Annotated in this window: 30 protein-coding genes; 13 read left to right on the top strand and 17 right to left on the bottom strand. The window is 70.7% G+C overall.

The genetic code is table 11. The annotated features are described in order from the left end of the window. Nucleotides 1-55: 55 nt before the first annotated feature. The 4 genes from FFT21_RS08165 to FFT21_RS29110 form a co-directional block, all read right to left on the bottom strand. The gene (locus FFT21_RS08165; RefSeq protein WP_137813215.1) at nt 56-676 is read right to left on the bottom strand and encodes a MarC family protein; all 621 of its coding nucleotides are present in this window, start codon (nt 674-676) and stop codon (nt 56-58) included. A gap of 5 nt (nt 677-681) precedes the next feature. Further along, complete coding sequence (locus FFT21_RS08160) at nt 682-1,542, bottom strand: PHP domain-containing protein (protein WP_137813148.1); 861 nt, start codon at nt 1,540-1,542, stop codon at nt 682-684. 178 nt (nt 1,543-1,720) lie between these two features. Continuing rightward, nucleotides 1,721-2,281 (bottom strand): PH domain-containing protein, encoded by a 561-nt coding sequence (locus FFT21_RS08155; RefSeq protein ID WP_137813147.1) that lies wholly within the window; start codon nt 2,279-2,281, stop codon nt 1,721-1,723. A 93-nt stretch (nt 2,282-2,374) separates the two neighbouring features. Then, nucleotides 2,375-2,533 (bottom strand): hypothetical protein, encoded by a 159-nt coding sequence (locus FFT21_RS29110; RefSeq protein WP_192909427.1) that lies wholly within the window; start codon nt 2,531-2,533, stop codon nt 2,375-2,377. Between the two features lie 151 nt (nt 2,534-2,684). On the opposite strand from FFT21_RS29110, the gene FFT21_RS08150 reads away from it, so the two are divergent. Further along, complete coding sequence (locus FFT21_RS08150; protein ID WP_192909436.1) at nt 2,685-3,110, top strand: NUDIX domain-containing protein; 426 nt, start codon at nt 2,685-2,687, stop codon at nt 3,108-3,110. Between the two features lie 42 nt (nt 3,111-3,152). Here the strand turns inward: FFT21_RS08150 and FFT21_RS08145 are convergent, their stop codons facing one another. Further along, nucleotides 3,153-4,274 (bottom strand): DUF2332 domain-containing protein, encoded by a 1,122-nt coding sequence (locus FFT21_RS08145; protein WP_137813146.1) that lies wholly within the window; start codon nt 4,272-4,274, stop codon nt 3,153-3,155. Further along, nucleotides 4,271-4,780, bottom strand: coding sequence for a MaoC family dehydratase (locus tag FFT21_RS08140; RefSeq protein WP_137813145.1), 510 nt, complete (start codon nt 4,778-4,780; stop codon nt 4,271-4,273). The genes FFT21_RS08145 and FFT21_RS08140 overlap by 4 nt, the downstream gene beginning before the upstream one ends. Nucleotides 4,781-5,250: 470 nt before the next feature. On the opposite strand from FFT21_RS08140, the gene corA reads away from it, so the two are divergent. The 5 genes from corA (at nt 5,251) to FFT21_RS08115 (ending at nt 9,166) form a co-directional block, all read left to right on the top strand. After that, complete coding sequence (gene corA / locus FFT21_RS08135; RefSeq protein ID WP_137813144.1) at nt 5,251-6,336, top strand: magnesium/cobalt transporter CorA; 1,086 nt, start codon at nt 5,251-5,253, stop codon at nt 6,334-6,336. Nucleotides 6,337-6,683: 347 nt separating this feature from the next. Further along, on the top strand, nt 6,684-7,340 hold the full coding sequence (locus FFT21_RS08130; protein WP_137813143.1) for a metallophosphoesterase family protein: 657 nt from the start codon (nt 6,684-6,686) through the stop codon (nt 7,338-7,340). A gap of 67 nt (nt 7,341-7,407) precedes the next feature. Further along, a complete protein-coding gene (locus FFT21_RS08125) occupies nt 7,408-8,253 on the top strand; it encodes a ParB N-terminal domain-containing protein (RefSeq protein ID WP_137813142.1) in 846 nt (281 codons plus the stop codon). A gap of 137 nt (nt 8,254-8,390) precedes the next feature. Continuing rightward, nucleotides 8,391-8,786 carry a type II toxin-antitoxin system Phd/YefM family antitoxin gene (locus FFT21_RS08120; RefSeq protein ID WP_137813141.1) on the top strand — a complete coding sequence of 132 codons (396 nt, stop codon included), beginning with the start codon at nt 8,391-8,393 and terminating at the stop codon, nt 8,784-8,786. Continuing rightward, nucleotides 8,783-9,166: a type II toxin-antitoxin system VapC family toxin gene (locus FFT21_RS08115; protein WP_137813140.1), complete on the top strand. Its 384-nt coding sequence runs from the start codon at nt 8,783-8,785 to the stop codon at nt 9,164-9,166. Before FFT21_RS08120 ends, FFT21_RS08115 begins: the two co-directional genes overlap by 4 nt. 21 nt (nt 9,167-9,187) lie before the next feature. Here the strand turns inward: FFT21_RS08115 and FFT21_RS08110 are convergent, their stop codons facing one another. Further along, the gene (locus FFT21_RS08110; protein WP_137813139.1) at nt 9,188-9,466 is read right to left on the bottom strand and encodes a PDDEXK family nuclease; all 279 of its coding nucleotides are present in this window, start codon (nt 9,464-9,466) and stop codon (nt 9,188-9,190) included. A gap of 56 nt (nt 9,467-9,522) precedes the next feature. On the opposite strand from FFT21_RS08110, the gene FFT21_RS08105 reads away from it, so the two are divergent. Genes FFT21_RS08105 through FFT21_RS08095 form a run of 3 tightly spaced genes read left to right on the top strand, consistent with a single transcriptional unit; the run spans nt 9,523 to nt 10,819 of the window. Beyond that, nucleotides 9,523-10,434 carry a helix-turn-helix domain-containing protein gene (locus FFT21_RS08105; protein WP_192909426.1) on the top strand — a complete coding sequence of 304 codons (912 nt, stop codon included), beginning with the start codon at nt 9,523-9,525 and terminating at the stop codon, nt 10,432-10,434. Then, nucleotides 10,367-10,552 carry a DUF397 domain-containing protein gene (locus tag FFT21_RS08100; protein WP_137813137.1) on the top strand — a complete coding sequence of 62 codons (186 nt, stop codon included), beginning with the start codon at nt 10,367-10,369 and terminating at the stop codon, nt 10,550-10,552. The genes FFT21_RS08105 and FFT21_RS08100 overlap by 68 nt, the downstream gene beginning before the upstream one ends. Before the next feature lie 45 nt (nt 10,553-10,597). After that, on the top strand, nt 10,598-10,819 hold the full coding sequence (locus FFT21_RS08095) for a hypothetical protein (protein ID WP_137813136.1): 222 nt from the start codon (nt 10,598-10,600) through the stop codon (nt 10,817-10,819). A gap of 130 nt (nt 10,820-10,949) precedes the next feature. On the opposite strand, the gene FFT21_RS08090 is transcribed toward FFT21_RS08095, so the two are convergent. The 9 genes from FFT21_RS08090 to FFT21_RS08055 form a co-directional block, all read right to left on the bottom strand. Then, nucleotides 10,950-12,035: a hypothetical protein gene (locus tag FFT21_RS08090; protein ID WP_225978202.1), complete on the bottom strand. Its 1,086-nt coding sequence runs from the start codon at nt 12,033-12,035 to the stop codon at nt 10,950-10,952. 330 nt (nt 12,036-12,365) lie between these two features. After that, nucleotides 12,366-13,550, bottom strand: coding sequence for an ABC transporter ATP-binding protein (locus FFT21_RS08085; protein ID WP_137813135.1), 1,185 nt, complete (start codon nt 13,548-13,550; stop codon nt 12,366-12,368). Nucleotides 13,551-13,556: 6 nt separating this feature from the next. Continuing rightward, on the bottom strand, nt 13,557-14,402 hold the full coding sequence (locus FFT21_RS08080; RefSeq protein WP_137813134.1) for a carbohydrate ABC transporter permease: 846 nt from the start codon (nt 14,400-14,402) through the stop codon (nt 13,557-13,559). After that, nucleotides 14,402-15,361, bottom strand: a complete 960-nt coding sequence (locus tag FFT21_RS08075) for a carbohydrate ABC transporter permease (protein ID WP_137813133.1) — start codon at nt 15,359-15,361, stop codon at nt 14,402-14,404. The genes FFT21_RS08080 and FFT21_RS08075 overlap by 1 nt, the downstream gene beginning before the upstream one ends. A 111-nt stretch (nt 15,362-15,472) precedes the next feature. After that, nucleotides 15,473-16,771: an ABC transporter substrate-binding protein gene (locus FFT21_RS08070; protein ID WP_137813132.1), complete on the bottom strand. Its 1,299-nt coding sequence runs from the start codon at nt 16,769-16,771 to the stop codon at nt 15,473-15,475. A 211-nt stretch (nt 16,772-16,982) separates the two neighbouring features. Then, entirely contained in the window at nt 16,983-17,516 is a 534-nt protein-coding gene (locus FFT21_RS08065) for a YflT domain-containing protein (protein WP_192909433.1), read from the bottom strand. Nucleotides 17,517-17,672: 156 nt separating this feature from the next. Beyond that, nucleotides 17,673-18,869, bottom strand: coding sequence for an acyl-CoA dehydrogenase family protein (locus FFT21_RS08060; RefSeq protein WP_137813130.1), 1,197 nt, complete (start codon nt 18,867-18,869; stop codon nt 17,673-17,675). Nucleotides 18,870-19,137: 268 nt separating this feature from the next. After that, nucleotides 19,138-19,311 (bottom strand): hypothetical protein, encoded by a 174-nt coding sequence (locus FFT21_RS28810; protein ID WP_153816546.1) that lies wholly within the window; start codon nt 19,309-19,311, stop codon nt 19,138-19,140. 172 nt (nt 19,312-19,483) lie between these two features. Further along, nucleotides 19,484-20,449, bottom strand: a complete 966-nt coding sequence (locus FFT21_RS08055) for an HpcH/HpaI aldolase/citrate lyase family protein (protein WP_225978201.1) — start codon at nt 20,447-20,449, stop codon at nt 19,484-19,486. A 152-nt stretch (nt 20,450-20,601) separates the two neighbouring features. Between FFT21_RS08055 and FFT21_RS08050 the strand changes: the two genes are divergently transcribed. The 3 genes from FFT21_RS08050 to FFT21_RS08040 are packed head-to-tail and all read left to right on the top strand — an operon-like array spanning nt 20,602 to nt 22,962. Next, nucleotides 20,602-21,006, top strand: a complete 405-nt coding sequence (locus FFT21_RS08050; RefSeq protein WP_192909425.1) for a hypothetical protein — start codon at nt 20,602-20,604, stop codon at nt 21,004-21,006. 39 nt (nt 21,007-21,045) lie between these two features. Beyond that, nucleotides 21,046-22,338 carry a magnesium transporter MgtE N-terminal domain-containing protein gene (locus FFT21_RS08045; protein WP_137813129.1) on the top strand — a complete coding sequence of 431 codons (1,293 nt, stop codon included), beginning with the start codon at nt 21,046-21,048 and terminating at the stop codon, nt 22,336-22,338. A gap of 51 nt (nt 22,339-22,389) precedes the next feature. Beyond that, nucleotides 22,390-22,962: a DUF1003 domain-containing protein gene (locus FFT21_RS08040; RefSeq protein ID WP_137813128.1), complete on the top strand. Its 573-nt coding sequence runs from the start codon at nt 22,390-22,392 to the stop codon at nt 22,960-22,962. Between the two features lie 53 nt (nt 22,963-23,015). Here the strand turns inward: FFT21_RS08040 and FFT21_RS08035 are convergent, their stop codons facing one another. Continuing rightward, nucleotides 23,016-23,507 carry a MarR family winged helix-turn-helix transcriptional regulator gene (locus tag FFT21_RS08035; RefSeq protein WP_225978200.1) on the bottom strand — a complete coding sequence of 164 codons (492 nt, stop codon included), beginning with the start codon at nt 23,505-23,507 and terminating at the stop codon, nt 23,016-23,018. Nucleotides 23,508-23,690: 183 nt separating this feature from the next. Between FFT21_RS08035 and FFT21_RS08030 the strand changes: the two genes are divergently transcribed. After that, entirely contained in the window at nt 23,691-24,824 is a 1,134-nt protein-coding gene (locus tag FFT21_RS08030) for an Mrp/NBP35 family ATP-binding protein (RefSeq protein ID WP_137813126.1), read from the top strand. The last annotated feature ends 4 nt before the right edge of the window (nt 24,825-24,828 follow it).

The following is a 24,828-nucleotide window of genomic DNA, read 5'->3' as shown; positions in this document are numbered from 1 at the left end:
CGTACGCAGCCCGGCGGGCGTGCCGCGCGGCACCCGATCTTTCCACCCGGTCCGGTCAGCCTCCGGTGACGAAGCCGCGCACCGAATTGGCCACGAGCTGCACCGCGATGGCCGCGAGCAGCAGGCCGGCGATCTTGGCCAGCAGGGTGATCCCGCTCTCCCGGAGCAGCCGGATCACCGCGCCCGAGTAGCGCAGGCACACGTACAGCAGCAGGTGCACCAGCAGGATCGCCGCCGCGAGCGCCAGGTAGGCCGGCGGGTGACCGCCCGCCTGCCGGACGAACACGATGGTCGCCGCGATCGCGCCGGGTCCGGCCAGCAGCGGGGTGCCCAGCGGCACCAGCGCCACGTTGACGTCCTCCACCGTCTCCGGCTCGGCGCTGTGCCTTCCGGTCAGCAGGTCCAGTGCGACGAGCAGCAACAGCAGCCCGCCCGCGCCCTGCAGCGCGGGGATACCGATGCCCAGGTAGTCCAGGATCGCCTCACCACCCACGGCGAACACCGAGATCACCGCGAGGGAGACCAGCACGGCCTGCTGCGCGGCGCGCAGCCGGGCCTCCCGGGACTTGCGGCCGACCAGGCTGAGGAACACCGGGATGGTGCCCGTCGGGTCCATGATGACCAGCAGCGTGATGGTGGCGGACGCGAACATGGCGCCGTCGAAGTAGGCGTCCATGCCGCTCACCCGACCAGCACGTGGGCGCCGGTGGCCCGGTCGGCGAGGGCGTCCAGCACCTCGGGGTCGGTGGTCTCCTGGCCGAGCCGGACGGTCTTGTTACTGCCGTGGTAGTCGCTGGAGCCGGTGACCAGCAGGTCCAGCTCGGCGGCGATACCGCGCAGCTCGTCCCGGGTGGCCGGGTCGTGGTCCGGGTGGTCGACCTCCAGCCCGGTCAGCCCGTAACCGGCCAGCTCGGCGATCACCTCGGCGGTCACGATCGGGCCACGCGCCCTGGCGAAGGCGTGGGCCAGCACGGTGACGCCGCCGGCCTCGTCGATCATCTCGATGGCCCGCCGCACCGGGGTGTTGCGGTGCGGCACGTGGTAGGGGCCCCGGGTGCGCAGCAACCTGGCGAAGGCCTCGTCCACGCTGGACACGATGCCGGCGTCGCGCAACGCCGCGGCCAGGTGCGGGCGGCCGGCCGGGGAGTCCGGAGGGAGGGCGGCGAGCAGCTCGTCCGGGTCCACCGGGTAGCCGTCCTCGGCCATGAGCTGCGCCATCCGGTACAGCCGGGCACGCCGCTCCGCGCGCAGCCGGGTCTGCTCGGCCGCCAGGGCGGGGGATTCCGCGTCGAAGAGATAGGCCAGCAGGTGCACGGTCACCGTGCCGCCCCGGCCGTCGGGCGCGCAGCAGGACAGCTCCGCGCCCGGGATCAGGCGTAACCCGGGCGGTAACGCCTTGCCGGCCTCGTCCCAGCCGGCCGCGGTGTCGTGGTCAGTCAGCGCGACCGCGTCCAGGCCGGCCTCGGCCGCCGCCGCGACCAGTTCGGCCGGCGTGTCGGTGCCGTCGGACTCCGTCGAATGGGTGTGCAGGTCGATGCGCACGCCGTCAAGTGTGGAGGACCGCCTCGCCCGGCACGCCACCACCCTGGCGGGTGAGTCACCGGGCCACCGGGCCGGCTGGCGGCCCGGTCCGCACCCGACGAGTCAGGGTCTGTTCCTGAACGCGCGCCGCGTGCCCGAAATCAGCATCGCAGGTCAGTCCACTTTCCGGAACAGGCTGTCAGAGCACCACCTTCTTGCCGCGGATGGCGCGCTGCGCCTTGATCATCGAGAACCGCTCCTGCTGCGCCTTCTTGTCGCCGAACACCAACTCGGAGATGGCGTCGAAGACCCGCTCCGGGTCGGGCAGGAACTCGATGCGGTTCAGCGCCTGGATCTGCCCGGCGGACTCGACGATCAGCGTGCCGTAGCCCATCATCCGGCCGTCCCACGGGCGCTCGTAGGTGAGGTCGGTGACCTTGGACACCGGCATCATGGCCACCCGGGTGGTGAACACCCCGCCAGTGATCATGAACCGCTTGTCGGTCACCACGATGCGCTCGACCCACCACTCGATGACGAAGTACACCAGCCGCAGCAGCACGAACAGCGCCACGTACCAGAGCGCGTTCTGCGCCAGCCAGAACGTCGGCGGCAGCACGTACGAGATCATCAGCGCGGAGATCAGCAGGGCGATCGTCTCGTAGATCTGCCACCCCATGCAGGCCCAGTGCCGCCGCACCCGGATGACCCGGCGCTCGGTGCCGAGCAGGTACTCGTCCGGATCCCTGGGTGCGAACATCGCCGGTCCCTCCTGTTCCGCGACCTGGCTTCCGCCGTGGCCCGCCCGCTGCGGCCAGCCACGATCATTGAAGCTGCCTCGGCCCCGCGGTGGCTAGAACAACGAGCGTACGAAAGTGATGAGGGCTTCGGCAGCCTCGCGCAGCGAGTTGAGGATGTTCGTGACCATGTTGGCGGCGCCAACCGGCTGCGTGATCAGAAGGAACAGCAGCAACGCGACCCCAGCCCACGTCAGGAGCTTCTTCAGGTTCACGACGACCAACCCCGTCCCCGTACGGCATCCACTTCGATCCACTGCGCCTGTCGTCAAGGTTGTACCGCACTCGGCGGCGGTAAGGGAGCTTTGTCCCGCACTTGGGCCAGTGGTGCCGAACTCACCCGAATGTCGGCTACGCTTCGTGCCCGTGACCGAGCTTGGCCTGCCGATCGTCCGCTGCGTCGGCGCCGTGATCCGGGACGCGGCCGGGCTGCTTCTCCTCGTGCGGCGAGCACATGAGCCAGGTCGCGGCCGGTGGTCGGTGCCGGGTGGCCGAGTGCGGCAGGGCGAGTCGGACGCCGAGGCGGTAGTCCGTGAGGTGTACGAGGAGACGCGACTCTCCGTAACCGTCGGCCCGCTGCTCGGCTCGGTGCTGCGGCCCGCCCCGCACGGCACGTTCGAGATCCACGACTACCTCTGCCAGGTCGTTGACGGTGATCTCCGCGCCGGGGACGACGCCGACGCCGCGGAGTGGTTCGACCGGGAGATGTTCACCACACTGCACCGGGACGGCATGCTCGTCGACGGCCTGGCCCAGGCACTCGAGGGCTGGGACGCGCTGCCCAGGGTGTGACACGGCGGGTGAGACGCGCCACGGCAGGCGCGGGAGGGGCGGCTAGGGCAACCACACCAGGCGCTGGCCGTGCGGGTCGCAGCGGGCCAGTGCGCGGGCGTCGGTGGTCCCGCCGTCGAAGCGGACCAGGCCGAGCACGGTGACCGCCCGGCCGTCCGGCGCGTGCAGCGCAGGGGTGTCGGGCAGCACCCGGTCGAGCCCGGCCCGGTGGGGCTCGTGGCTGACCCACCACACCGGCCGGTGCCGGGCCACCTCGCGCAGCGCGGCCACGAACGCGGTCCGCCGCGCGTCCGCCAGGTACGGCAGCACGTTGCTGGTCAGCACCACGGCGGGCAGCCCGCCCGGCAGCCGGTCAAGTGTGCCGGGCAGGTCGTCCACCGCGTCCCCGGTCACCAGCTCCGGCGGGTCGGCGCGCTGCGCGGCCGCGGCCATGTTCAGCAGCCGCAGCCGCTCCGGCTGGTCGGCCCACACGCACGCCTCCAGCCACGCCAGTTGCTCCGGGTCGGCGACATCCACCGGCCGGCGGTCCAGCCCGATCCGGGCCGCCACGTCCAGCCGCTTCGGCAGGTGCGGGAAGTCGGCGCCCTCGGCCAGTTCCAGCGCGCAGTGCAGCACCAGGCTCGGCTTCGCCGGCCCGGCGACGAGCTGGCCGGCCTGCTCGGTCTGGTAGCGGTAGCCGAAGCGGCCGAGGCCGAGCAGCAGCCCGGCGCTCGCGCCGACCTCGACCAGCCCGATCTTCCCGCCGGCCGCGCGGGCCGCCGCGGCGACCGCGGGAAACAGCAGGGCCGCCCGGCGCACCTCGTTGGTCTGCGTGGTGTGCGTGGCCACCACCGCGCGCACGTCGTCGGCGCGACGCAGCACGAACTCGCGGAAGCGCGGCCAGGTGTCGCCGTCCACGCCGTAAGTGCCGCCCAGCGACGGGTAGTAGTTCGTCAGCTCGCTCCACGGCTCGGTGTGCAGCACCCGGTGCGCGGCGGCCAGCAGCAGGGTGGGGGTGGCGAACTCCGGGGGCGCCGCGGTGAGCAGGCCGGCCACCTCGGGATCCTCGGCGGCACGGGCGGCCAGGTGCGCGTACAGCGGCGACACCCCGGCCGCCTCCTGCTCGGCGAAGCGCCGGAGCCGGTCCTGGGCCAGCCGCAGCGCCTCACCGGAGGAACGGGTCATGCGTCAATCTTCGGTTCCGGACGTCCGGGCTGCTCACCGCCGCGGGCCTCGCCGTAGGACACCTTCGGCACCATCACCCGGCGGCGGAAGGTGCACACCACGGTGCCGTCCTGCTTGTAGCCACGGGTCTCCACGGCGACCACCCCGCGGTCCGGCTTGGACTTCGACTCGCGCTTGTCGAGCACCTCGGTCTCACCGTAGATGGTGTCACCGTGGAAGGTCGGCGCGATGTGCCGCAGCGACTCGACCTCAAGGTTGGCGATCGCCTTGCCGGAGATGTCCGGCACGGACATGCCCAGCAGCAGCGAGTAGATGTAGTTGCCCACCACCACGTTCTTGCCGAAGTCGGTGGTCTCCGCCGCGTAGTGCGCGTCCATGTGCAGCGGGTGGTGGTTCATGGTGAGCAGGCAGAACAGGTGATCGTCGTACTCGGTCACCGTCTTGCCCGGCCAGTGCTTGTACACCGCGCCGACCTCGAACTCCTCGTAATACCGCCCGAACTGCACCTGGTTCCTCCAAGGGGTGACCCGGCCCGCACTGTGCCCTGTTCAGAAGTTCGCGTCATCCGGCGAGGCTCGTGCGGACGCCACGCCCGTCACCACACCGGCCCTCGCACGGGCCTGACGGCCCGTGGTCGCTGGGCCGGTGCTGAACGACGCTCACTGGCCGGGGCCACAGTCTGAACCCGGAAGGAGTACCCTTGACAACCGGTCTGTGAGCGAATCCACCGCTCGCGACCATGCCGACCCTGGACCGGGTGACGGAGTTCAGGGACGCGGTGGCGCGCGGACTCGCGGGAAAGGAGGTGGGACATGAGTAGCTCAGATGGCTCACTTCCCTCCAGTACCACCTGCGTCCCCGTCGGAAGGGTCGGCCACCCGAGGTAGGCCCTGGCGGTCCGGCCGGGACGCTCCAGCACCGGAGTGGGCGGCCGCTCCGGTGTTGCACGCCCTCGACGTCAACGCTGGAGGTCCTGATGCCCGCCCTGCCCTCGCTCGGTGGCCGCCGCGGCGGCCGCGCGTCCCGCGAGGCCGCCCAGCGCCAGCGCATTCCCGTTCCGCTGTCCGCGTACGTCGTGGACTGCGCGGTATACGTGCGCGGAAAGCGGCTGCCCGGCCGGTGGACGCACACCGAGGCGGTGGACGAGGTGCGTCGCCGTGGCGAGGGTTTCGTCTGGATCGGCCTGCACGAACCGGACGAGGAGCAGATCCAGGGCGTCGCGGACACCTTCGGACTGCACGAACTCGCCGTGGAGGACGCCGTGCAGGCGCACCAGCGGCCCAAGCTGGAGCGCTACGACGAGACGCTGTTCATGGTGCTCAAGACGGTCCGGTACGTGGCGCACGAGTCGCCGACCACCGCCAACGAGATCGTCGAGACCGGCGAGCTGATGGTGTTTCTGGGCCGGGACTTCGTGGTCACCGTCCGGCACGGCAACCACTCCGGGCTGGGCATGGTGCGCAGGCAACTGGAGGACGACCCGGAACAGCTGGGCTACGGCCCGGCCACCGTGCTGCACGCGATCGCCGATCACGCCGTGGACAGCTACCTCGCCGTCGCCGAGTCCATTGAGGACGACATCGACGTGATGGAGGCGCAGGTCTTCGAGCCGCGGTCCCCGGTGGACGCGGAGCAGATCTACCTGATGAAGCGCGAGGTGATGGAGCTGCGGCGAGCGATCATGCCGCTGGCCACGCCGATGCGCCGGCTGACCGAGGGGTACAGCCCGTTAGTGCCCGAGCAGGTGCGGTCGTACTTCCGCGACGTCGACGACCACCTGGCCACGGTGACCGAGCGGGTCGCCGGCTTCGACGAGATGCTGACCACGCTGATCGACGCGGCGCTGGCCAAGATCTCGCTGCAGCAGAACACCGACATGCGCAAGATCACCGCGTGGGCGGCGATCATCTCGGTGCCGACCATGGTGGCGGGCATCTACGGGATGAACTTCGAGAACATGCCCGAGTTGCACCTGAAGTACGGCTACCCCATGGTGCTCGGCGTCATCCTCGTCACCTGTTTCGTGCTTTACCGAATATTCCGACAAAAGCACTGGCTCTGACCGAGCCGAACACAGTTGATCTCGGCGGTCCGGTAACGGATCGCCCACGTCGGGGCGACGTGCCCCATGGGGCCTCGGTGCCCCGACCCGTTCCGAGAGCGGTTGGTATCTGGTCAGGAGGGGAGGTCAGACGATGGCCCGCGTTCTGCACAACGCACTGTTCTGGGTGTTCATGGCATCCGTGGCCTGGGTCGCCACGGTGACCGTGGTCATCGCCACGCAGCCATGAGCGGCCATAGACCGGTCCCGGCCGACCTCGCGTTCAGCGGGCTGAATGCGGTTCCTCCCCACTGGCGAGAACCGCACTGAGCCCGCTGAATGCGGGGTCCGCACGTAACCTTGGCGGCATGCCACGGGTGCTCGCGGTAGCCGACGAGGTGGTCGAGAAGCTGTGGACCGAGCAGGTCCGAGCGCACGCCGTCGACCTCGTGCTCGCGGCCGGCGACCTACCGTTCGACTACCTGGAGTACCTGGTCACCGCGCTGGACAAGCCCTGCGTGTTCGTGCCCGGGAACCACGACCCCGACCTTTCCGGCTACGCCAACGTGCGGGGCCTGTGGACCCGGGACGGCCTGCCGGCGCGGTGGCCGGGGCCGGGCGGGGCGGTCAACGCCGACGGCCGCGTGGTCGACGCCGCCGGGCTGCGCATCGCCGGGCTGGGCGGGTCCATCCGGTACAACCGTGGGCCGAACCAGTGGACGGAGCGGCAGCAGGCCAGGCGGATGCGCCGGATGGCCCGGCTCGCCGGCTGGCGGCGGCTGCGCGACGGGCAGGGCGTGGACGTGCTGCTCACCCACTCCCCACCAAGGGACTGCGGGGATCGGGACGATCCGCCGCACCGCGGCTTCGCCTGCCTGCACGACGCGGTCCGGCGGCTGAACCCGCCGCTGCTGGTGCACGGCCACATCCACCCGCACGGCGAAAAAGTTCCGGACCGTTCGCTCGGCGGCACCCGGGTCGTCAACGTGGTCGGGTACCGGGTGCTGGACATTCCCAGGCAGTGAGGTTATGCAGCACCCGGCCGCCGCGCGGCCGGTGACCCCGGCGCGGCGGCCGGCGAGGAGGTGCGGGATGCCCCGTGACACCGGCTTTCCCCGGGCCGACGCGGAGAGCGACTTCCTGCGTGCCCGCCGGGCCCAGGTGCTGTCCCGGCTGGCCGCATGGCTGCGCCGGGAACCGGACGACGTCAACATCATGCTGCCCTTCGAGGAGGTCACCGCGGCGCTCGGAGTGTTGGGCGAGCGGCGCCTCGGGCTGCAGGTGATCCCGCTGGACTCCATCGTCGGCAGCGTGGACCGCAACCGGGACTTCGACCGCCGGTTCCGGCCGACCTCGGCGCGGGTGCGGCAGCGCTGGGAACGGCTGGCCATGGCGCAGCGGCGCGGCGAGTCGATCCCGCCGATCGACGTCTACCGGGTGGGCGAACTGCACTTCGTCCGGGACGGCCACCACCGGGTGTCGGTGGCGCACGCGCTCGGACTGTCCACCATCGACGCCTACGTCACCGCGGTGCGCACCAAGCTGTCCGCGACGGGCATCCGCTACCGCGGCGACCTGATCGTCAAGGACTACCGCAGGGTGTTCCTGGAACGCGTGCCGCTGACCGGCGAGGCCCGCGCGGCGATCGTGGTCGCCGATCCGTGGGACTACGCCGAACTTGGCGAGGCCGTCGAGGCGTGGGGCTTCCGGCTGATGCAGGACGAGGGCCGCTTCCTGGACCGCGCCACGGTGGCCAGCCGTTGGTATACGGAGGAGTTCGTTCCCGTGGTGCGGATGATCCGGCAGGCCGATCTGCTCGGCGACCGCACCGAGGCCGAGGCGTACCTGTGGGTGATCCGCGAGCGGTACCGGCTGATCCGCACCCACCGCTGGGACGACGCCGTGCTCAACGAGCTACGCCATCGACGTCCACGGTGACCGAACGAGAGCCGAGGGCCGCCATACCGATCGCCGCCCGATGTAACCACGAGAGGCATGTCGGTCACCGAGCTTCCTCCATCGGTAACTCTCGTGGCGCAGGTTCTGACAACTCGGCAATCCTGGTGACTGAGGTCATGGCCGTCGTCATCGAGCGGTCGCTGACTCAATCCCTGATCCGTAGGCTGGGAGGACCGGTGCCCGCGGCCCACGCCGACCGTCCCGAGGAACCCCCGGAGCGGGTGCCGGTAGGCGAGCTCATCCACAACAGCCGCCGGGTGTTGGGTCTGGTGGAGGCCGGGCATCGGGTCCAGATCACCCGGCATGGTCGGGTGGTTGCCGTGATAGGGCCACCGGACCAGGACGAGATCAAACTCGACGAGCTTGCCGCAGGTGGGCATGTCCCAGCCGACTGGCGTGACAGGCAGCGGCGCCTTCGCGACAGGCTACGCACGATTCCGGCACGGTCTCAGCCGCCCGGCGAGCCGACCGGTTCCGCTTCGATCATCGCGGACCGGGACAGGCACCGTTGATCTACCTGGATTCCAGCGCCGTCATCAAGCTGATCATTCCGGAGCCAGGTAGCGCAGAGTTCGCCGCCTACCTCGAGGTCACTGACCAGGCGTTGGTCAGCAGCGAGCTGCTGCACGTGGAGATACATCGGACGCTGATCAAACACGGTCGGCCGAACGAAGACCACGAACTCGCAGGCAGCCTCCTGGCGGACATCACACTGCTGCCGCTTTCTCCAGTGTTGGTCGCTGCCGCGCGGTTCCCACACCGTCACCTCGGCAGCCTGGCCGCGCTACACCTGGCCACCGCCGTGGATATGCACGCCACAGCGTTCGTCACGTACGACCACACACTCGGCAGGGCGGCCGAGGCCGAAGGCATCACGGTGGTGAGCCCGTAGCCGCCACGGCACCATCACCGGTCAGGGCAGCAGGCCGGCGAGGTCGATGGTGAGCGGCCACGGGTCGCGCGCGGTATGGGTGCCGGTGTGCTCGCCGTCGTCGGCGTAGCCGAACTCGCCGGCCAGGTGGTGCGCGATGAGCGAGACCGGCGGGTCCAGGTCGATGATCCAGTAGTAGGGAATGCCCGCGTCCGCGTACTCGCCGCGCTTGATCACCCGGTCGCCGCCGAGCCCGCCGGTCAGCGGACCGTGTCGTGGCGGCGAACGATCACCCGACCGTGTTGATTTCCGGGTTCCCATGCCGACTTTCCCGCCATGATCGTTGCTGCGGTTGTCCCGCCTCCGGAGGTCCCGACGTGGCACAGCACAGCATTCCGGCCATCCGCCGGCTCCAACTCGGCCGGCTGCTCAAGGAACTCCGTGAGAAGGCCGGTCTCACCCAGGAGCAGGCCGCGGCCGACCTGGAACTGTCGGACAGCTCGCTCAGCCGGATCGAGAACGGCCAGCAGCCCGCCCACCCGCTGTACGTGCGCGCCATGCTGGAGCTGTACCGGGTGTCCGTGGACGACTGGGACGCAGTCCTCGAACTCGCCCGCGAGGCGGTCAAGAAGAAGTGGTGGCACATCGAGGGCGTCACGGCCACCAGCTACGTCGGTCTGGAGGCGGAAGCCGTCCGGTTACGGAACTTCGAGCTGGCGGTCATCCCGGGCCTGCTGCAGACGGAAGGCTACGCACGGGCGTTGTTCGCCGACTACACACCTCGGCTACGGGACAAGCACCTGAGAATCCGGATGAGGCGGCGCGAACGTCTCACCGGCGCGAACCCGCTCGTACTGCACGCGATCATCCACCGGTGGGCACTCACGCCCGGCGTTGTCGACGCGGCGGTGCTGCGCGAGCAGGCCCGACACCTGGTTGACATGGCCGGCCTGCCGCACGTGACCATCCAGGTGTTGCCGGCCGATGTCGGGCCACACGCTGGGCTGGCTGGCAGCTTCTGTGTCCTGCGCTTCCCGCCGGACACGATCGCCGATCTCGGCTACCACGAGCACCCCGCCGGGCAACTGCAGATCAGCACGCCGGATCAGGTCGCGCAGCTCAACAGGAATTTCCGGGAGCTGAGTACTATCGCGCTCAGCGAGCACGAGTCGGCGGCGTTGCTGGCCGCGCTCGCCACGGACGGAGCGGAAGGGGTGCACCGTGGACCTGAGCCGGGCCGTGTGGCGCAGGAGCAGCCGCTCCCAGGCCGGAGGCGGGAACTGCGTTGAGGTCGCTTGGCTGCCGAAGCTGGTCGCCGTCCGGGATTCGAAGAACACCGCTGGGCCGGTTCTGGTCTTCTCCCCGGCCGCGTGGACCGCGTTCATCGGCGCGTTCACCGGCTCCTGACACTGGCACGGCTCGCCACCCGCGCCTCACGGCACCATGAGGCGGATGAATCTCCGGGACGTGCCTGACGAGGTGTACACCACGCTCGCCGAAGCGGCCGAGGCCAACCGCCAGCCGTTGAACGCCTTCGTCGTCGACCGGTTGACCGAGGTCGCCCAGGTGACGCGGCTGGCGGGCTACGTCGCCTCCTACCCCCCGCCCAAAGGGACCCGGGTGACCGTAGACGACGCGGCGGCGGCGGTGCGCGAAGCCCGGGAAGCCACGTGAGCCTGGCCGTTGTCGACGCGTCGGTGCTCGTCGCGTTCTACGCCGCCGATGACCCCCGCCGCGATGCGGTCGCGAGGCGCCTGGCCGCAGGGCATGCGCTGTTCGCTCCGGCGCATCTCGACGCCGACCATCACCGGACCGTGCCCGGGGCGGCGGCGGAGGTGTCCGGCAGCGGGCGGACCTGGTCCATCACCTGGTCCGCATAGTTGTCGAGTAACCGGGTGCCGACCTGCTGGGAGTAGCCCAGCAGCACCGACCACAGCAGCAGGCCCGCCTGGCTGGTCACGCAGATCAGCCCGTCGGTGACGCCGGCGCCGAGGCCGAGCACGCCGACCACGGCGAGGCCGGCGCCGAGCAGCACCTTGATCAGCGCCTGGTAGCCGATCAGCACGTACGGCGACAGGCTGGGCCGCCGGCGGATCAGCAGGATCACCCCGGCGACCAGCGCGCCGAACGCGCCGAGCATCTGCACCAGCCAGACGTCCACCGGGCCGGGCGCCGGGCCGGCCGGGCAGATTACCCGCTGGGTCTGCTGCACCTGCACGCACATGGGCACCATGCCCGGCCGGACGATCCCGGCCACGCCCAGCACGGTGTTCAGCACGACCAGCGCGGCGGCCGTGATGACCAGCTTGTTGCGCAGCGCCCGCGCGCCGGCGTGGGCGTCGTCCGAGGCGTCGAAGGTGGCGCACAGCGCGTCCGCCACCACGACCCGGTCGGCCCGGCTGGGTGGCTCGGCGGGCCGCAGCTCCTCCAGCGCCCTCCGGCGCCGGTCGTCGTCGTGCACGTAGGTGGCCACCCGCTCGCGCAGCGCGGGCAGATGCGCGGCCAGGTGCGGATCGGTGGAGACGACGGCGACCTCAGCCTCGTGCAGTGCCCGCCACGCGCGCTCGATGTGCCAGCCGGACCACCACGCGGCCACCGACTGCCACCACCGCCGCCGCTCCTGCAGGATGCGGTCCACCACGTCGAGCGCGCGGGCCGCGGTGGCCCGCTCCACCTCGGTGCCGGGCACGTCCTCCAGCGCGGCCAGCTCACCGTGGATCCGCCGGGCCCGGGACTCGACGGCAAGCTGCCAGTCGGTGACCCTCGGCCGGCCCCAGCCCGCGCTGGGCGGGCTCTGCTCGGCCCGCGGTTCGAGGGTGACCCGCAGGTCGCTCACCCGCGGCGCCTGCCCCGGCGCGCTCTTCCGCTCGGACACGTCCCTGTCGGCCATGACGACCACCCCCGAACCCGGTGTGATCGATCGTCGCACCGGTCCCCGACAACGACAGCGCCCGAACAGGGGCGACCAGCCACCCGGCGCTCCCCCGACCAGGTGAAGTCGCGGTGACCAACCCGGTGCCGCCCGGCACGGTGGGCGCCCGCCGCTGCGAGCCCTGCGCCGCCCTCAAGCTCAGCGGCGCGAACATGACCCTTCGGCGGAGCAGGTTCACCCGGCGGACGGCACCCGACGCGCCGGACCGGCGGGTGGGCGCCCGTCGTGGGCACGGCCGGTGCCCGGGGGCCGGTCCGGAATGCGGACCGGCCCCGGCGGGACGGGGCTTCAGTCGCCGGAGAACGTGAGGTTGCGGCCGCTGGCCGGGTCGAACACCTGGGCGTTCGCCACGTCGAACCAGACCTGCAGCTTCTCGCCCTCCCTCGCGGCCGACGCCGCGGAGATCCGGGTGATTAGCTGCGAGCCGGCGGACGGCACGTCGGCCGTGCCCGCGTCGGCGGCCAGTTCCTCCAGTTCCGCGGTGCTGGCCCGCTCGGCGGCGAGGGTGAAGTAGGCGTACTTGTCGGAGCCCATCGACTCCAGCACGTCCACCTGGCCGCTGAACAGCGCGCCCCGCGACCGGGCGGCCTCGTCAAGCAGCGCGGCGTCCTCGAAGTGCTCCGGGCGCACGCCCATGATCACCTCGCGGGGCGCGTCCGCCGCCTCCAGCCTGCGCCGGGTGGCGTCCGGCAGGGTCAGATCGCCGAGGGCACAGCGGAGCCTGCCTTCCTCCACGGTGGCCGGCACGAAGTTCATCGCCGGTGAGCCGATGAACCCGGCGACGAACAGGTTGGCCGGGTGGTCGTAGAGGTACTGCGGCGCGCCGATCTGCTGCACCACGCCGCCGCGCATCACCACCACCCGGTCGCCCAGCGTCATCGCCTCCGTCTGGTCGTGCGTGACGTACACCGTGGTGGTGCCGAGCTGCTTCTGCAGCCGGGACACCGAGGTGCGCATCTGCACCCGCAGCTTGGCGTCCAGATTGGACAGTGGCTCGTCCATCAGGAACGCCTTGGGGTTGCGCACGATCGCCCGGCCCATGGCGACCCGCTGCCGCTGGCCGCCGGAGAGGTTGGCCGGCTTGCGGTCCAGGTGCTGGGTGAGGTCGAGGATCTTCGCCGCCTCGTTGACCTTCCGCTCCACCGTCGCGTTGTCCACCTTGGCCAGCCGCAGCGGAAAGGCCATGTTCTCCCGCACGGTCATGTGCGGGTAGAGCGCGTAGGACTGGAACACCATGGCGATGTCCCGGTCCTTCGGCGCCCGCTCGTTCATCCGCGCCCCGCCGATGCGCAGCTCGCCGGCGGTGATGTCCTCCAGACCGGCGATCATGTTGAGCGTCGTGGACTTTCCGCATCCGGATGGCCCGACCAGGATGATGAACTCGCCGTCGGCGATCTCGATGTCCACATCGGACACTGCGAGCGCGCCGTCCGGGTACCGCTTGGAAACCTTGTCCAGGACGATGTCGGCCACGTCAGATCACCCCTTGACGGCGCCGGACGTCAGGCCCGCGACGATTCGGCGCTGGAAGAACAGCACGAACACGATGATCGGAACGGTGATCACCACGGCGGCCGCGGAGATCGACCCGGCCGGGTCCTCGAACTGGGAGGACCCGGTGAAGAACGACAGCGCCGCCGGCACCGTGCGGGACGCGCTCGTCGACGTGAGGGAGATGGCGAAGACGAAGTCGTTCCAGCAGAAGATGAACACCAGGATCGCGGTGGTGAACACGCCCGGCGCGGCCAGCGGCGCGATCACCCTGCGGAACGCCTGGCCGGGCGTGGCCCCGTCCATCTTCGCCGCCTTCTCCAGCTCCCACGGGATCTCCCGGAAGAAGGCGGACAGCGTGTAGATGGACAGCGGCAACGCGAAGGTGATGTACGGCAGGATCAGCCCGGGCCAGGTGTTGAACAGCCCGAGGGTGCGTTCCGTCTCGAACAGCGGGGAGACCAGGGACACCTGCGGGAACATCGCGATCAGCAGGGACACCCCGATCAGCGCGCGCTTACCGGGGAAGTCCAGCCGGGCGATCGCGTACGCCGCCATCGTGCCGAGCACCACGGCGATCGCCGTGGAGATCAGCGCGATGCCGATGGAGTTGCCCAGCGCGCGGACGAACTCGGTGGTGGTGAAGATCGTCCGGTAGTTGTCCAGCGTCCACTTGCGCGGGATGAAGTTCCCGTCGGTGAGCGTGTCGGTGGTCTTGAACGACAGCGACACGATCCACAGTACCGGCACCAGCGCGTAGACCACCACGACGACGTCCAGGAGCGCCCAGCGCACCTTCCGCCCGGTGGTCTCGGTGCCACCGATGATCGCCATCAGCGCCTCCCACCCTGGTCGCTACCGGGGGCCGCGGTGCCGAACCCCTTGACGAAGAGGAAGGCGATCACCGCGACCGTGAGGAAGATGAGGATCGACATGGTCGAGCCGATGCCGAGGTTCAGCCCCTTGATGAGGTTGTCGTAGGCCTGGATGGACACCGACGACGTCTGCTGCGCCCCGTTGGTCAGGATGAAGATGTTGTCGAACACGCGGAACGCGTCCAGGGTGCGGAACAGCAGGGCGACCAGGATCGCCGGCTTCATCACCGGCAGGGTCACCTTGACGAACCGCTGCCAGGCCGACGCGCCGTCCATCGCCGCCGCCTTGAGCAGGTCGTCCGGCACCAGCGCCAGGCCGGCCATCAGCAGCAACGCCATGAACGGCGTGGTCTTCCACACCTCGGCCAGGATGATGATGGCCAGCGAGGGCAGCCGCTCGGTGAGCGGTGCACCGCCCGGGCTGACCAGGTCGGCCAGGTAGCCGGTCTTGGGTGTCCAGGCGTAGCGCCAGGAGAACGCGGCGACCACGGTGACGATCCCGTACGGGATCAGGCTGACCGTGCGGACCAGGCCGCGGCCGACCAGCGCCCGGTGCATGATCAGCGCGAGGATCATGCCGAGCACCAGCTCGATGGCCACCGAGATCACCGTGATCACCGCGGTCACCCCGAACGCCGTCCACCAGTACCCGCTGGTGAGCACGGTGACGTAGTTGTCCAGCCCGATGAACTCCCGCCGAGCCGGGAACCTCAGGTCGAACCGCTGCAACGACAGCCAGAACGAGTAGACGATCGGATAGCCGGTGACCGCCAGCATCACGATCGCCGCGGGCGCGCAGAGCAGCCAGCCCAGCCGCCGCTCGGCCCGCTTGCCCTCGCTCAGCACGGCCTTGCCCTTCTCGGGTGCCTTGGTGGTCGTCGCCGTGCTGGCGACCGCCGTGGCGAGCTGCTCACTCATGACTGCGCCTCCGAGGAGGGGAGTACGTCGGCGCGCATGACCGCGCCTCTGAGGGCTGTATCGACGGCGCCTCAGCGGGAAAGCGTGCTTCGGCGCGAAACACGTCGGCGCTCACGGGAGGACTCCCTTCGAGTCCAGCGCGTCCTGCAACTCCTTACGCAGCCGGTCCGCGGTGCGCTGCGGGTCGATGCCGGACGGCGGGGACAGCACCGTCGAGATGACCGTCGAGGCGTTCTGGTACGCCGGAGTGATCGGCCGCACCGCCGGGTCCGTCAGTTCCTGCAGGATCGCGTCCTTCATCGGGTACTTCTGGGTCATGTCCGGGTCGGCGTAGACGGCCTCGATGGTCGGCGGCACCCCGGAGTTGATCGCCGAGTACTTCTGGCTCTCCGCGCTGCGCAGGCACTTGGCCGCCTCGAACGCCTCCGGCTTGTGCCGCGAGTAGGTGCTCACCGCGAGGTTGAAGCCACCGATGGCGGCCTTGCCCGGCATGCCAGGCAGGGTGCCGGGATACGGCGCCCACTTGAAGTGGGCCGCCAGCTCCGGACGGTCCTTCCGCATGGAGGCGTAGACGAACGGCCAGTTCAGCTCGAACGCGGCCCGGCCGTCCTCCATGGTGTGCCGGATGCTGTCCTCCTTGTCGTTGGACAGCGACGGGTCGGCCACCGGCGAGGTGGCCAGCTTCCGCAGCTCGTCCAGCGCGTGCACGGCACCGGCGTCCATCACGGCCCTGGTGCCGTCGTCGGAGATGATGTGCCCGCCGGAGGAGGCGACCAACGTGTTGTACGTCGCCACCAGGCCCTCGTACTGGGCACCGGTGACCAGCACCTCGTTCGGCTTGCCCTGCTGCTTGAGCTGCTCGGCCATGGAGAGCATCTCGTCCCAGGTCTGCGGCGGGTTGGGGACGAGATCGTCGCGGTACCACAGCAGCTGCACGTTGGTGTTCTTCGGCGCCGCGTACAGCTTGCCGTGGTACGTGGCCGTCTTCAGTGGACCAGGCAGCGTGCCGCTCTCCACGTCCGCCCTGTTCTGGCCGGCCCACTCCTCGATCCAGCCCGCCTCGGCGAACTCGGGCGTCCAGGTGACGTCCAGACCGAGGACGTCCATGCCCGGGTCGCCGGCGGCGAGCCGCCGCACCATCTGCTCGCGCTGCCCGTCCGCCTCGCGCGGCAGGGTGTTGTAGACGATCCGATACCGGCCGGCCGCCTTGGCGTTGCACGCCTCGACGACGTTCTGGAAGTTCTCCTCGGGTCCGTAGTAGACGTTGATGGTCGTCCCACCACCGCCGCCCGACCCGCACGCCGCGACCATCGGCGCGGCGAGAAACGCGGCACCCAGCGCGGCGGCCGCCCGGTACCGCCGGGAACGGCCGCGCCGGCCGGGAACGACGCCGGGGTGTGCACCCCTCATCGGCCCTGTCTCCTTCCACCGAACCACGGGAGGAACCAGGCCGCCTACGCCGATCGCCAGGAGTCGGCAACGCCGCCCGGCACCTCGTCGTGCCATCGCCGCCGAGCGTGTGAGGTGGTACACCGCTCGACTGGTGAAAAGAACCTAGGCCCGGCTGATCAGGACACGCAAGTGCCTCGACACAACGATTCAGAAACCGGTAGCCGGCCGGTTACTCCGGCTGCGACTCGCCCGGCTTCATGGCGAGCTTGGCGAGCAGGTCCCTGCCCTGCTCGGCGTGCCGCGGTTGGCAGAGCACGTCGTAGCGGCCGGCGACGAGTTGGCTGGCCGAGGAGAAGTCCCTGCTGCCCCGGGTGGACGCGTAGCCGGCCGCGGCGAACACGACGCCGAAGACGACGCCGGTGACGAGGCCGACCAGGATCGGTCCGAACGCCGAGCCCGTGGTGTTGAACAGGCTCAGCAGCACGCCCACGAACAGGCCGAACCACGCTCCGGACGCGGCGCCGGTGCCGACCACCTTGCCCCAGGTGAGCCGCGCGATGACGCGCTCGACGAGCATCAGGTCGACGCCGACGATCGTGACGTCCTGGACGGGAAACTGGCTGTCGGCGAGGAAGTCGACCGCCCGCTGGGCCTCCTCGTAGGTGGAGTACGAACCGATCGGCCAGCCGCTCGGCGGCGTGGGCAGCCGAGGCAGGCCCGCGCCCGGCCGTTGCGGACCGGTGAAAGGGCTGGACACCATCATCACCTCTTCGCGGACGGTTACGTCCCATCCTGCCAAGTGATGAGGAACCACGCGATCGGGACACCCCGAACGCCGCGTCTCCTTCTCCGCGTCGAGCGGGCTGAACGGGGTTCCCGGCGCTCCGAAGCCCGTCCAGCCCGCTGAACGCGGATCCGGTCAGCCGCGGGAGCGGTACTCGCGAAGCAGGCCGCGGCTGATGATGGTCTTCTGGATCTCGCTGGTGCCCTCGCCGATCAGCAGGAACGGCGCCTCCCGCATCAGGCGCTCGATCTCGTACTCCTTGGAGTAGCCGTAGCCGCCGTGGATGCGGAACGCCTCCTGGGTCACCTCGGCGCAGTACTCGGAGGCGATCAGCTTGGCCATGCCGGCCTGCACGTCGTTGCGCTCTCCGGAGTCCTTCAGCTTCGCCGCGTTGACCATCATCAGGTGCGCGGCCTCCACCTTGGTGGCCATCTCGGCCAGCTTGAACGCGATCGCCTGGTGCTCGGCGATCGGCTTGCCGAAGGTGCGGCGCTGCTGGGCGTACTCGACAGCCAGTTCGAAGGCGCGGATGGCGATGCCGCAGGCCCGCGCGGCCACGTTGACCCGGCCCACCTCGATGCCGTCCATCATGTGCCGGAAGCCCTTGCCGGGCTCGCCACCGAGGATCGCCTCCGCGCCGATACGGAAGCCATCGAAGACCAGCTCGGTGGTGTCGACGCCCTTGTAGCCCATCTTGTCGATCTTGCCGGGGATGGACAGGCCGGGCATCACCTCGCCGAAGCCCTCCGGCTTCTCCACCAGGAACGTGGTGAGGTTCTGGTGCGGCTTCTCCGCGCCCTCGTCGGTGCGCACCAGCACGGCGACCAGGTTGGAGGTGCCGCCGTTGGTCAGCCACATCTTCGCGCCGTCGATGACGTACTCGTCGCCCTCGCGCTTCGCCCGCGTCTTGATCGCGGCGACGTCCGAGCCCAGTTCCGGCTCGGACATGGAGAACGCGCCACGCACCTCGCCGGTGGCCATCCGGGGCAGCAGGCGCTGCTTCTGCTCCGGGGTGCCGTGGTACTTGAGCATGTGCGCGACGATGAAGTGGGTGTTGATCACGCCGGAGACGCTCATCCACCCGCGCGCGATCTCCTCCACGACCAGCGCGTAGGTGAGCAGCGACTCGCCGAGGCCGCCGTACTCCTCGGGCACGGTGAGGCCGAACAGCCCCATCTCCTTCATGCCCTCGACGATGTCGGTCGGATAGGTGTCGCCGTGCTCGAGGGTCTGGGCGTGCGGGATGATCTCCTTGTCCACGAAGTCCCGGACCGTCGAGAGAATCTCCTGCTGGACGTCGGTCAGACCGGCGGTCTGGGCGAGCCGGGCCATCGCGCTCCCCTTTCGTCGCAAATCCGTGCGCCCGGACCGTGCGGCAGCCGGCCCGGCATTGGGTTACCGGCGAGTATGGCCCCGTTAACGACCGTTTGCGCAAGGAAGGTGCTCACCGCCACTGTGTCGTCCTCGAACCCGCGCCGCGATCGCATCGCCGGGGCTCCCCTGGACACCATGCCGGTCCTGCTCGAACGCCCCGCCGCCGCGATCGCGGGTGCCGCGCCCCGGCGCCGGCTGGACCGGCCTTTCTCCGGTCCGGTGGCGGTCAGCCGGCCAGCAGTTCGAGTTCGGTGCCGCAGTGCCGGCACGCGTCGGCCCACACGTGTACCCGCTCGCCGCAGCCGTCACACGCGCGCAGCGCCCGCTCCAGCAGATCGTCCCTGCGCCGCCGACCGAACCAGGGGAAGCCCCGTCTCTCCTCCAGGCGATGTTTGGCCATGCCTCGCAGCCTGACCGTTCACCACCCTGTTATCGCAAGTTGACCAGGGCTGGCTGTGGACCTTCTCACCCGCTGCTAACGCGCCGGCGCACCCTGGCGAGGGGCGCGAGAACGCGCGGCGGCCGGGCCGCGGCGACAACCCGTCGCGGCCCGGCCGTGCGTGCCCGTGGGGTCAGTCCTCCGGCGGGGTCCAACGGTCGGTGCGCCGCATGCCCGCCGCACGGCCCTTGTTCGCGATCACCAGCGCCATCTTCCGGGACGCCTCGTCGATCATCTCGTCACCGAGCATGGCCGCGCCGCGCTTGCCGCCCGCCTCGGAGGTGAAGTACTCGTACGCGTCGAGGATGTTCTCCGCGTGGTCGTAGTCCTCCTGCTTCGGGCTGAACGTCTCGTTGCACGCGTCGAGCTGGCCGGGGTGCAGCACCCACTTGCCGTCGAAGCCCAGGGCGGCCGCCCGGCCGGCCACCCGGCGGAACCCGTCCACGTCACGGATCTGCAGGTACGGGCCGTCGATGGCCTGCAGGTCGTTGGCTCGCGCCGCCATCAGGATGCGCATCAGGATGTAGTGGTAGGCGTCGCCCACGTCGTAGCCGGGCGGCTGCTCACCGACCACCAGCGACTTCATGTTGATCGACGCCATGAAGTCGGCCGGACCGAAGATGATCGTCTCCACCCGGGGCGACGCCTCGGCGATGGCGTCCACGTTGACCAGGCCCCTGGCGTTCTCGATCTGCGCCTCGATGCCGATCCGGCCAACCTCGTATCCCATGGTCTTCTCGATCTGGGTGAGGGTGAGGTCCAGCCAGGCGACCTGCTCGGCCGTCTGCACCTTCGGCAGCATGATGCAGTCGAGGTTGGCGCCGGCTCCCTCGACCACCTCGACGACGTCCCGGTAGGTCCACTCGGTGGTCAGGTCGTTCACCCGGACCACCCGGGTCTTGTCGCCCCATCCGCCCTCGTTGAGGGCGGCGACGATGGTCTTGCGCGCGTCTGGCTTGGCCAGCGGCGCGCACGCGTCCTCCAGGTCGAGGAACACCTGGTCGGCGGGCAGCCCGCGGGCCTTGTCAATCATCTTCTGGCTGGACCCGGGAACGGCCAGGCAGGAACGACGGGGGCGCTGGCGCTCGGCGACGGCCACGGGTACCTCCTCGTACCGGAGAGTAACTGAGCTGTTGTAGGGATGCTGGCACGCTGCCGGCCGGCCTGCTATGCGCTGAGGCCACCTTCACAGCACGTGCCCATGCCCTCTCCCGCGGAGGCGGCACCGGGCACCGTGGCAGGCTTGGCGCCGTGGAGATCGCCCGGGTGTTCGACGCCGCGCTGCGCAAGGCCGGCGCGGTGTGGGTGTCCGTGCCCGAACACCCCGCTCGGCTGGTCTGGACCGTGTGGCGGGACCGGGCGCTGTGGCTGCTCACCGCGCCGGGCGAGCAGCAGGTTCCCGGGCTCGCCGGCGGCGTGACGTGCACCGTGGTGCTGCGCTCCCCCTCGACGCATTCCCGGCTGCTGGCGGCGCGGGCGGTGGCGCACGTGGTGCCGCCGGGCCCGGAGCGGGAGGCCGCGCTCGCCGCGCTCGCCGCCGCCCGGCTGAACGCGCCCGCCGACGCCGGCCGGCGCTGGGCGGCGGCCACGGTGTACCGCCTGGACGTGGCCGCCGATCGGCCGGTGGACGACAGCCGCGACGCGAACCTTGGGTAGGGACGGTGGACGTACGCCGGCGGGGCTAGCCTGACCGCTGTGGGCGCCGCGAACCGGGTCTTTGCCGCACAGCTCGCCGGGCTGCCGGTCTTCGGGCCGGACGGCGAGCCGATCGGCAAGGTCCGCGACGTGGTCGCCGGGCTGCGCCTGGGCCGGCAGCCGCCACGTGTCTTCGGCATCGTCGTCGAGTTGGTGACCCGGCGCCGGATCTTCGTGCCGATGCTGCGGATCACCTCGATCGAGCCGAACGCCGTGGCGCTGGCCACGGGCTCGGTGAACCTCCGGCAGTTCCACCAGCGCCCAACCGAGATCCTGGTGGTCGGCCAGTTGCTGGACGCCCGGGTGGAGATCGTGGCGACCGGGGCGAGCGCGGTGCTGGTGGACGTCGCGATGGAGCAGAACCGCACCCGGGACTGGGTGGTCAGCCGGGTCGCCGTCCGGGAGCGCACCCGGCGGCTGGCCCGCCGAGGCCCGGTGCAGGTGCTGGACTGGGACGAGATCACCGGCCTCGGCCTCGCCGAGCTGTCCGGCCAGCCGCAGGGCGCGCAGCAGCTGCTCACCGTGTTCGACACGATGCGCGCGGTGGACGTCGCCGCCGCGCTGCGGGAACTGCCCAGCAAGCGGCGCTACGAGGTGGTCGACGCGCTGGACGACGAGCGGCTGGCGGACGTGATCGAGGAGCTGCCCGAGGACGACCAGAAGGACCTGCTGGGCCACCTTGGCGAGGACCGTGCCGCGGACATCCTCGAGGCGATGAACCCGGACGACGCCGCCGACCTGCTGGCCGAGCTGCCCGAAGGGGAGAAGTCCCGGCTGCTGGAGCTGATGGAGCCGGAGGAGTCGGCCCCGGTGAAGCGGCTGCTGGCCTACTCCTACGACACCGCGGGCGGGCTGATGACCCCGGAGCCGGTGGTGCTCACCCCGGACGCCACCATCGCCGAGGCGCTGGCCCGGGTGCGCAATGCCGACCTCACCCCGGCGCTGTCCAGCATGGTGTTCGTCTGCCGGCCGCCCTCGGCCACTCCCACCGGCCGCTACCTGGGCTGCGTGCACCTGCAGCGGCTACTCCGGGAGCCACCGTCGGACCTGGTCGCCGGGGCGCTGGACGTGGACCTCGCCCGGCTGCCGCCGACCGCGTCGCTGTCCGAGGTCACCCGCTACTTCGCCGCCTACAACCTGGTGTGCGCGCCGGTGGTGGACGAGGGCGACCACCTGCTCGGCGCGGTCACCGTGGACGACCTGCTGGACCACCTGCTGCCGGAGGACTGGCGGGAAGGCGGGCTGCGGGAGGTCGAGGAGATCACCGTCCAGGCCGGCGGTGAAACGGGATGAGGTCCGTCGAGCCGCAGGACCAGCGCACCTTCGTGCGGGGAGGAGCTAGCCGTGCCTGAGCTGCTGAACCGCCGCCGGCTGGACCAACCGCGCCAGCCGCGCCGCCTGACCGTCACCTACGACCCCGAGTCGTTCGGCCGGTTCTCCGAGCGCCTGGCCAGGTTCTTCGGTACCGGCAAGTACCTGTTCTGGCAGACCGTGGTGGTGCTGCTGTGGGTCGCGGTGAACCTGTCCGCGTTCAGCTTCCACTGGGACCCCTACCCGTTCATCCTGCTCAACCTGCTGTTCTCCACCCAGGCCGCGTACGCCGCCCCGCTGATCCTGCTGGCCCAGAACCGGCAGGACGACCGGGACCGGATCGCCCTGGAGGAGGACCGCAAGCGGGCCGCGCAGACCAAGGCGGACACCGAGTTCCTGGCCCGCGAGCTGGCCGCCCTCCGGCTGGCCATCGGCGAGGTGGCCACCCGCGACTACCTGCGCAGCGAGCTGGAGCGGCTGCGCAGCGACATCAGCGCGGCCAACGGCAAGCGCAAGCGCAAGGGCGGGTCGCGGCCACGCGCGGAGACGATCCGGGAGGACGCGCGCTGGGACGACGCGGAGCCGCATCCCGCCGAGTCCCGGTAGTCGGACGGACACTCCCAGTGGTCGCCTGGGCTGCCGCGCCTTGATCGGGGGACTCAGGCGTCGGCGTCGAACTCGAGGCGCGGCATCGGCGGCCCCTCGCTGAGCCGTTCACAGGTCTCACCGAGCCGTTTCAGCTCGTCGGAGTCCAGCGCGGCGACGAAGTGGCGGACGATCCCGGCCAGGTGCGTGCCGGACGCCTCGCGGAGCCGGTCGAGCCCCTGCTCGGTGAGGACCGCAACGACTCCCCTGCCGTCCCCGTCGGCGCGTTCCCTGGTCACCAGGCCGGCCTTCTCCAGGCGGTCGACCAGCCGGGTCACCCCGGACCGGGACAGCAGCACCGCGTCCGCCAACTCGGTCATCCGGAGCCGCCGTTCGGGCGCCTCCTCGAGCTGGACCAGCACGTCGTACGCGGCCAGGGACAGCCGTTGCTCGGTGACGAGTTCCGACTCGAGGGTACGGGTGAGTCGGGCGTGGGCCCGCAGGAAGGAACGCCACACGCCCAGCTCTGCCCGGGTGGGCAGTCGTGCAGTACCCGTGTCCGGCACGAGTCCCGATGTTACGCAGCGCGTCCATACCGATGCGCAGCGCCCCCAAAACCGTCCACCCATCGAGAGGTAACCGACCAGTAGCCTTCAGTCCGGCGTGCGGCCGTAGCATGTGGAGGGAGCGGCAAGCAAGGACCGGTCCCTGTTCCCAGAGACGCCTCGGAGCGCGATTCCGTGACCACGATGACCCCACCCACCGCAGAGGCCGTGCACAAGGCGCTGGCCACCGTCAAGGACCCGGAGATCCACAAGCCGATCACCGAACTGGACATGGTGAAGGACGTGTCGGTGTCCCCGGACGGCTCGGTGCTGGTCGAGGTGTACCTCACGGTCGCCGGCTGCCCGCTCCGCGACAAGATCACCAATGACGTGGCCGCGGCCGTGTCCGCGCTGCCCGGCGTGCGGAACGTCCGGGTCGAGCTGGACGTGATGAGCGACGAGCAGCGCACCGAGCTACGCCGCAAGCTGCGTGGTGACGCGGCCGAGCCGATCATCCCCTTCGCCCAGCCCGGCTCGCTGACCAGGGTGTACGCGGTCGCGTCCGGCAAGGGCGGGGTCGGCAAGTCCAGCGTGACGGTGAACCTGGCCGCCGCGATGGCCGAGCGCGGGCTGTCCGTCGGGGTGGTCGACGCCGACATCTACGGCCACTCCGTGCCGCGCATGCTCGGCGCCACCGGCAAGCCGACCAAGGTCGAGCAGATGATCATGCCGCCGCAGGCGCACGGCGTGAAGGTCATCTCGATCGGCATGTTCACCCCGGGTAACACCCCGGTGGTGTGGCGAGGGCCGATGCTGCACCGGGCGCTGCAGCAGTTCCTCGCCGACGTCTTCTGGGGCGACCTGGACGTGCTGCTGCTGGACCTGCCCCCGGGCACCGGGGACATCGCCATCTCGGTGGCCCAGCTGATCCCGAACGCGGAGATCCTGGTGGTCACCACGCCGCAGCAGGCCGCGGCCGAGGTCGCCGAGCGGGCCGGTGCGATCGCGCTGCAGACCCGGCAGCGGGTCGCCGGCGTGGTGGAGAACATGTCCTGGCTGGAGATGCCGGACGGCACCCGGATGGAGCTGTTCGGCTCCGGCGGCGGGCAGACCGTGGCGGAGTCGCTGTCCCGGTCGGTGGGCGCCGAGGTGCCGCTGCTCGGCCAGGTGCCGCTGGACTCGCGGCTGCGGGAGACCGGCGACTCCGGCACTCCGCTGGTGGTGACCGAACCGGACGCGCCGGCGGCCAAGGTGCTGCGCGGGGTGGCGGAGCGGCTTTCCACCCGGTCCCGCGGCCTGGCCGGCCGGCTGCTCTCGGTCAGCCCGGCAGGCCGCTGACCCC

Origin of the sequence: Gandjariella thermophila, from assembly GCF_005405885.1 — a bacterium.
In the GTDB taxonomy this organism is placed as follows: Bacteria; Actinomycetota; Actinomycetes; order Mycobacteriales; family Pseudonocardiaceae; genus Gandjariella; species Gandjariella thermophila.
Note: the sequence above shows the minus strand (reverse complement) of the source record. Positions and strands in the feature narration are given on the sequence as shown.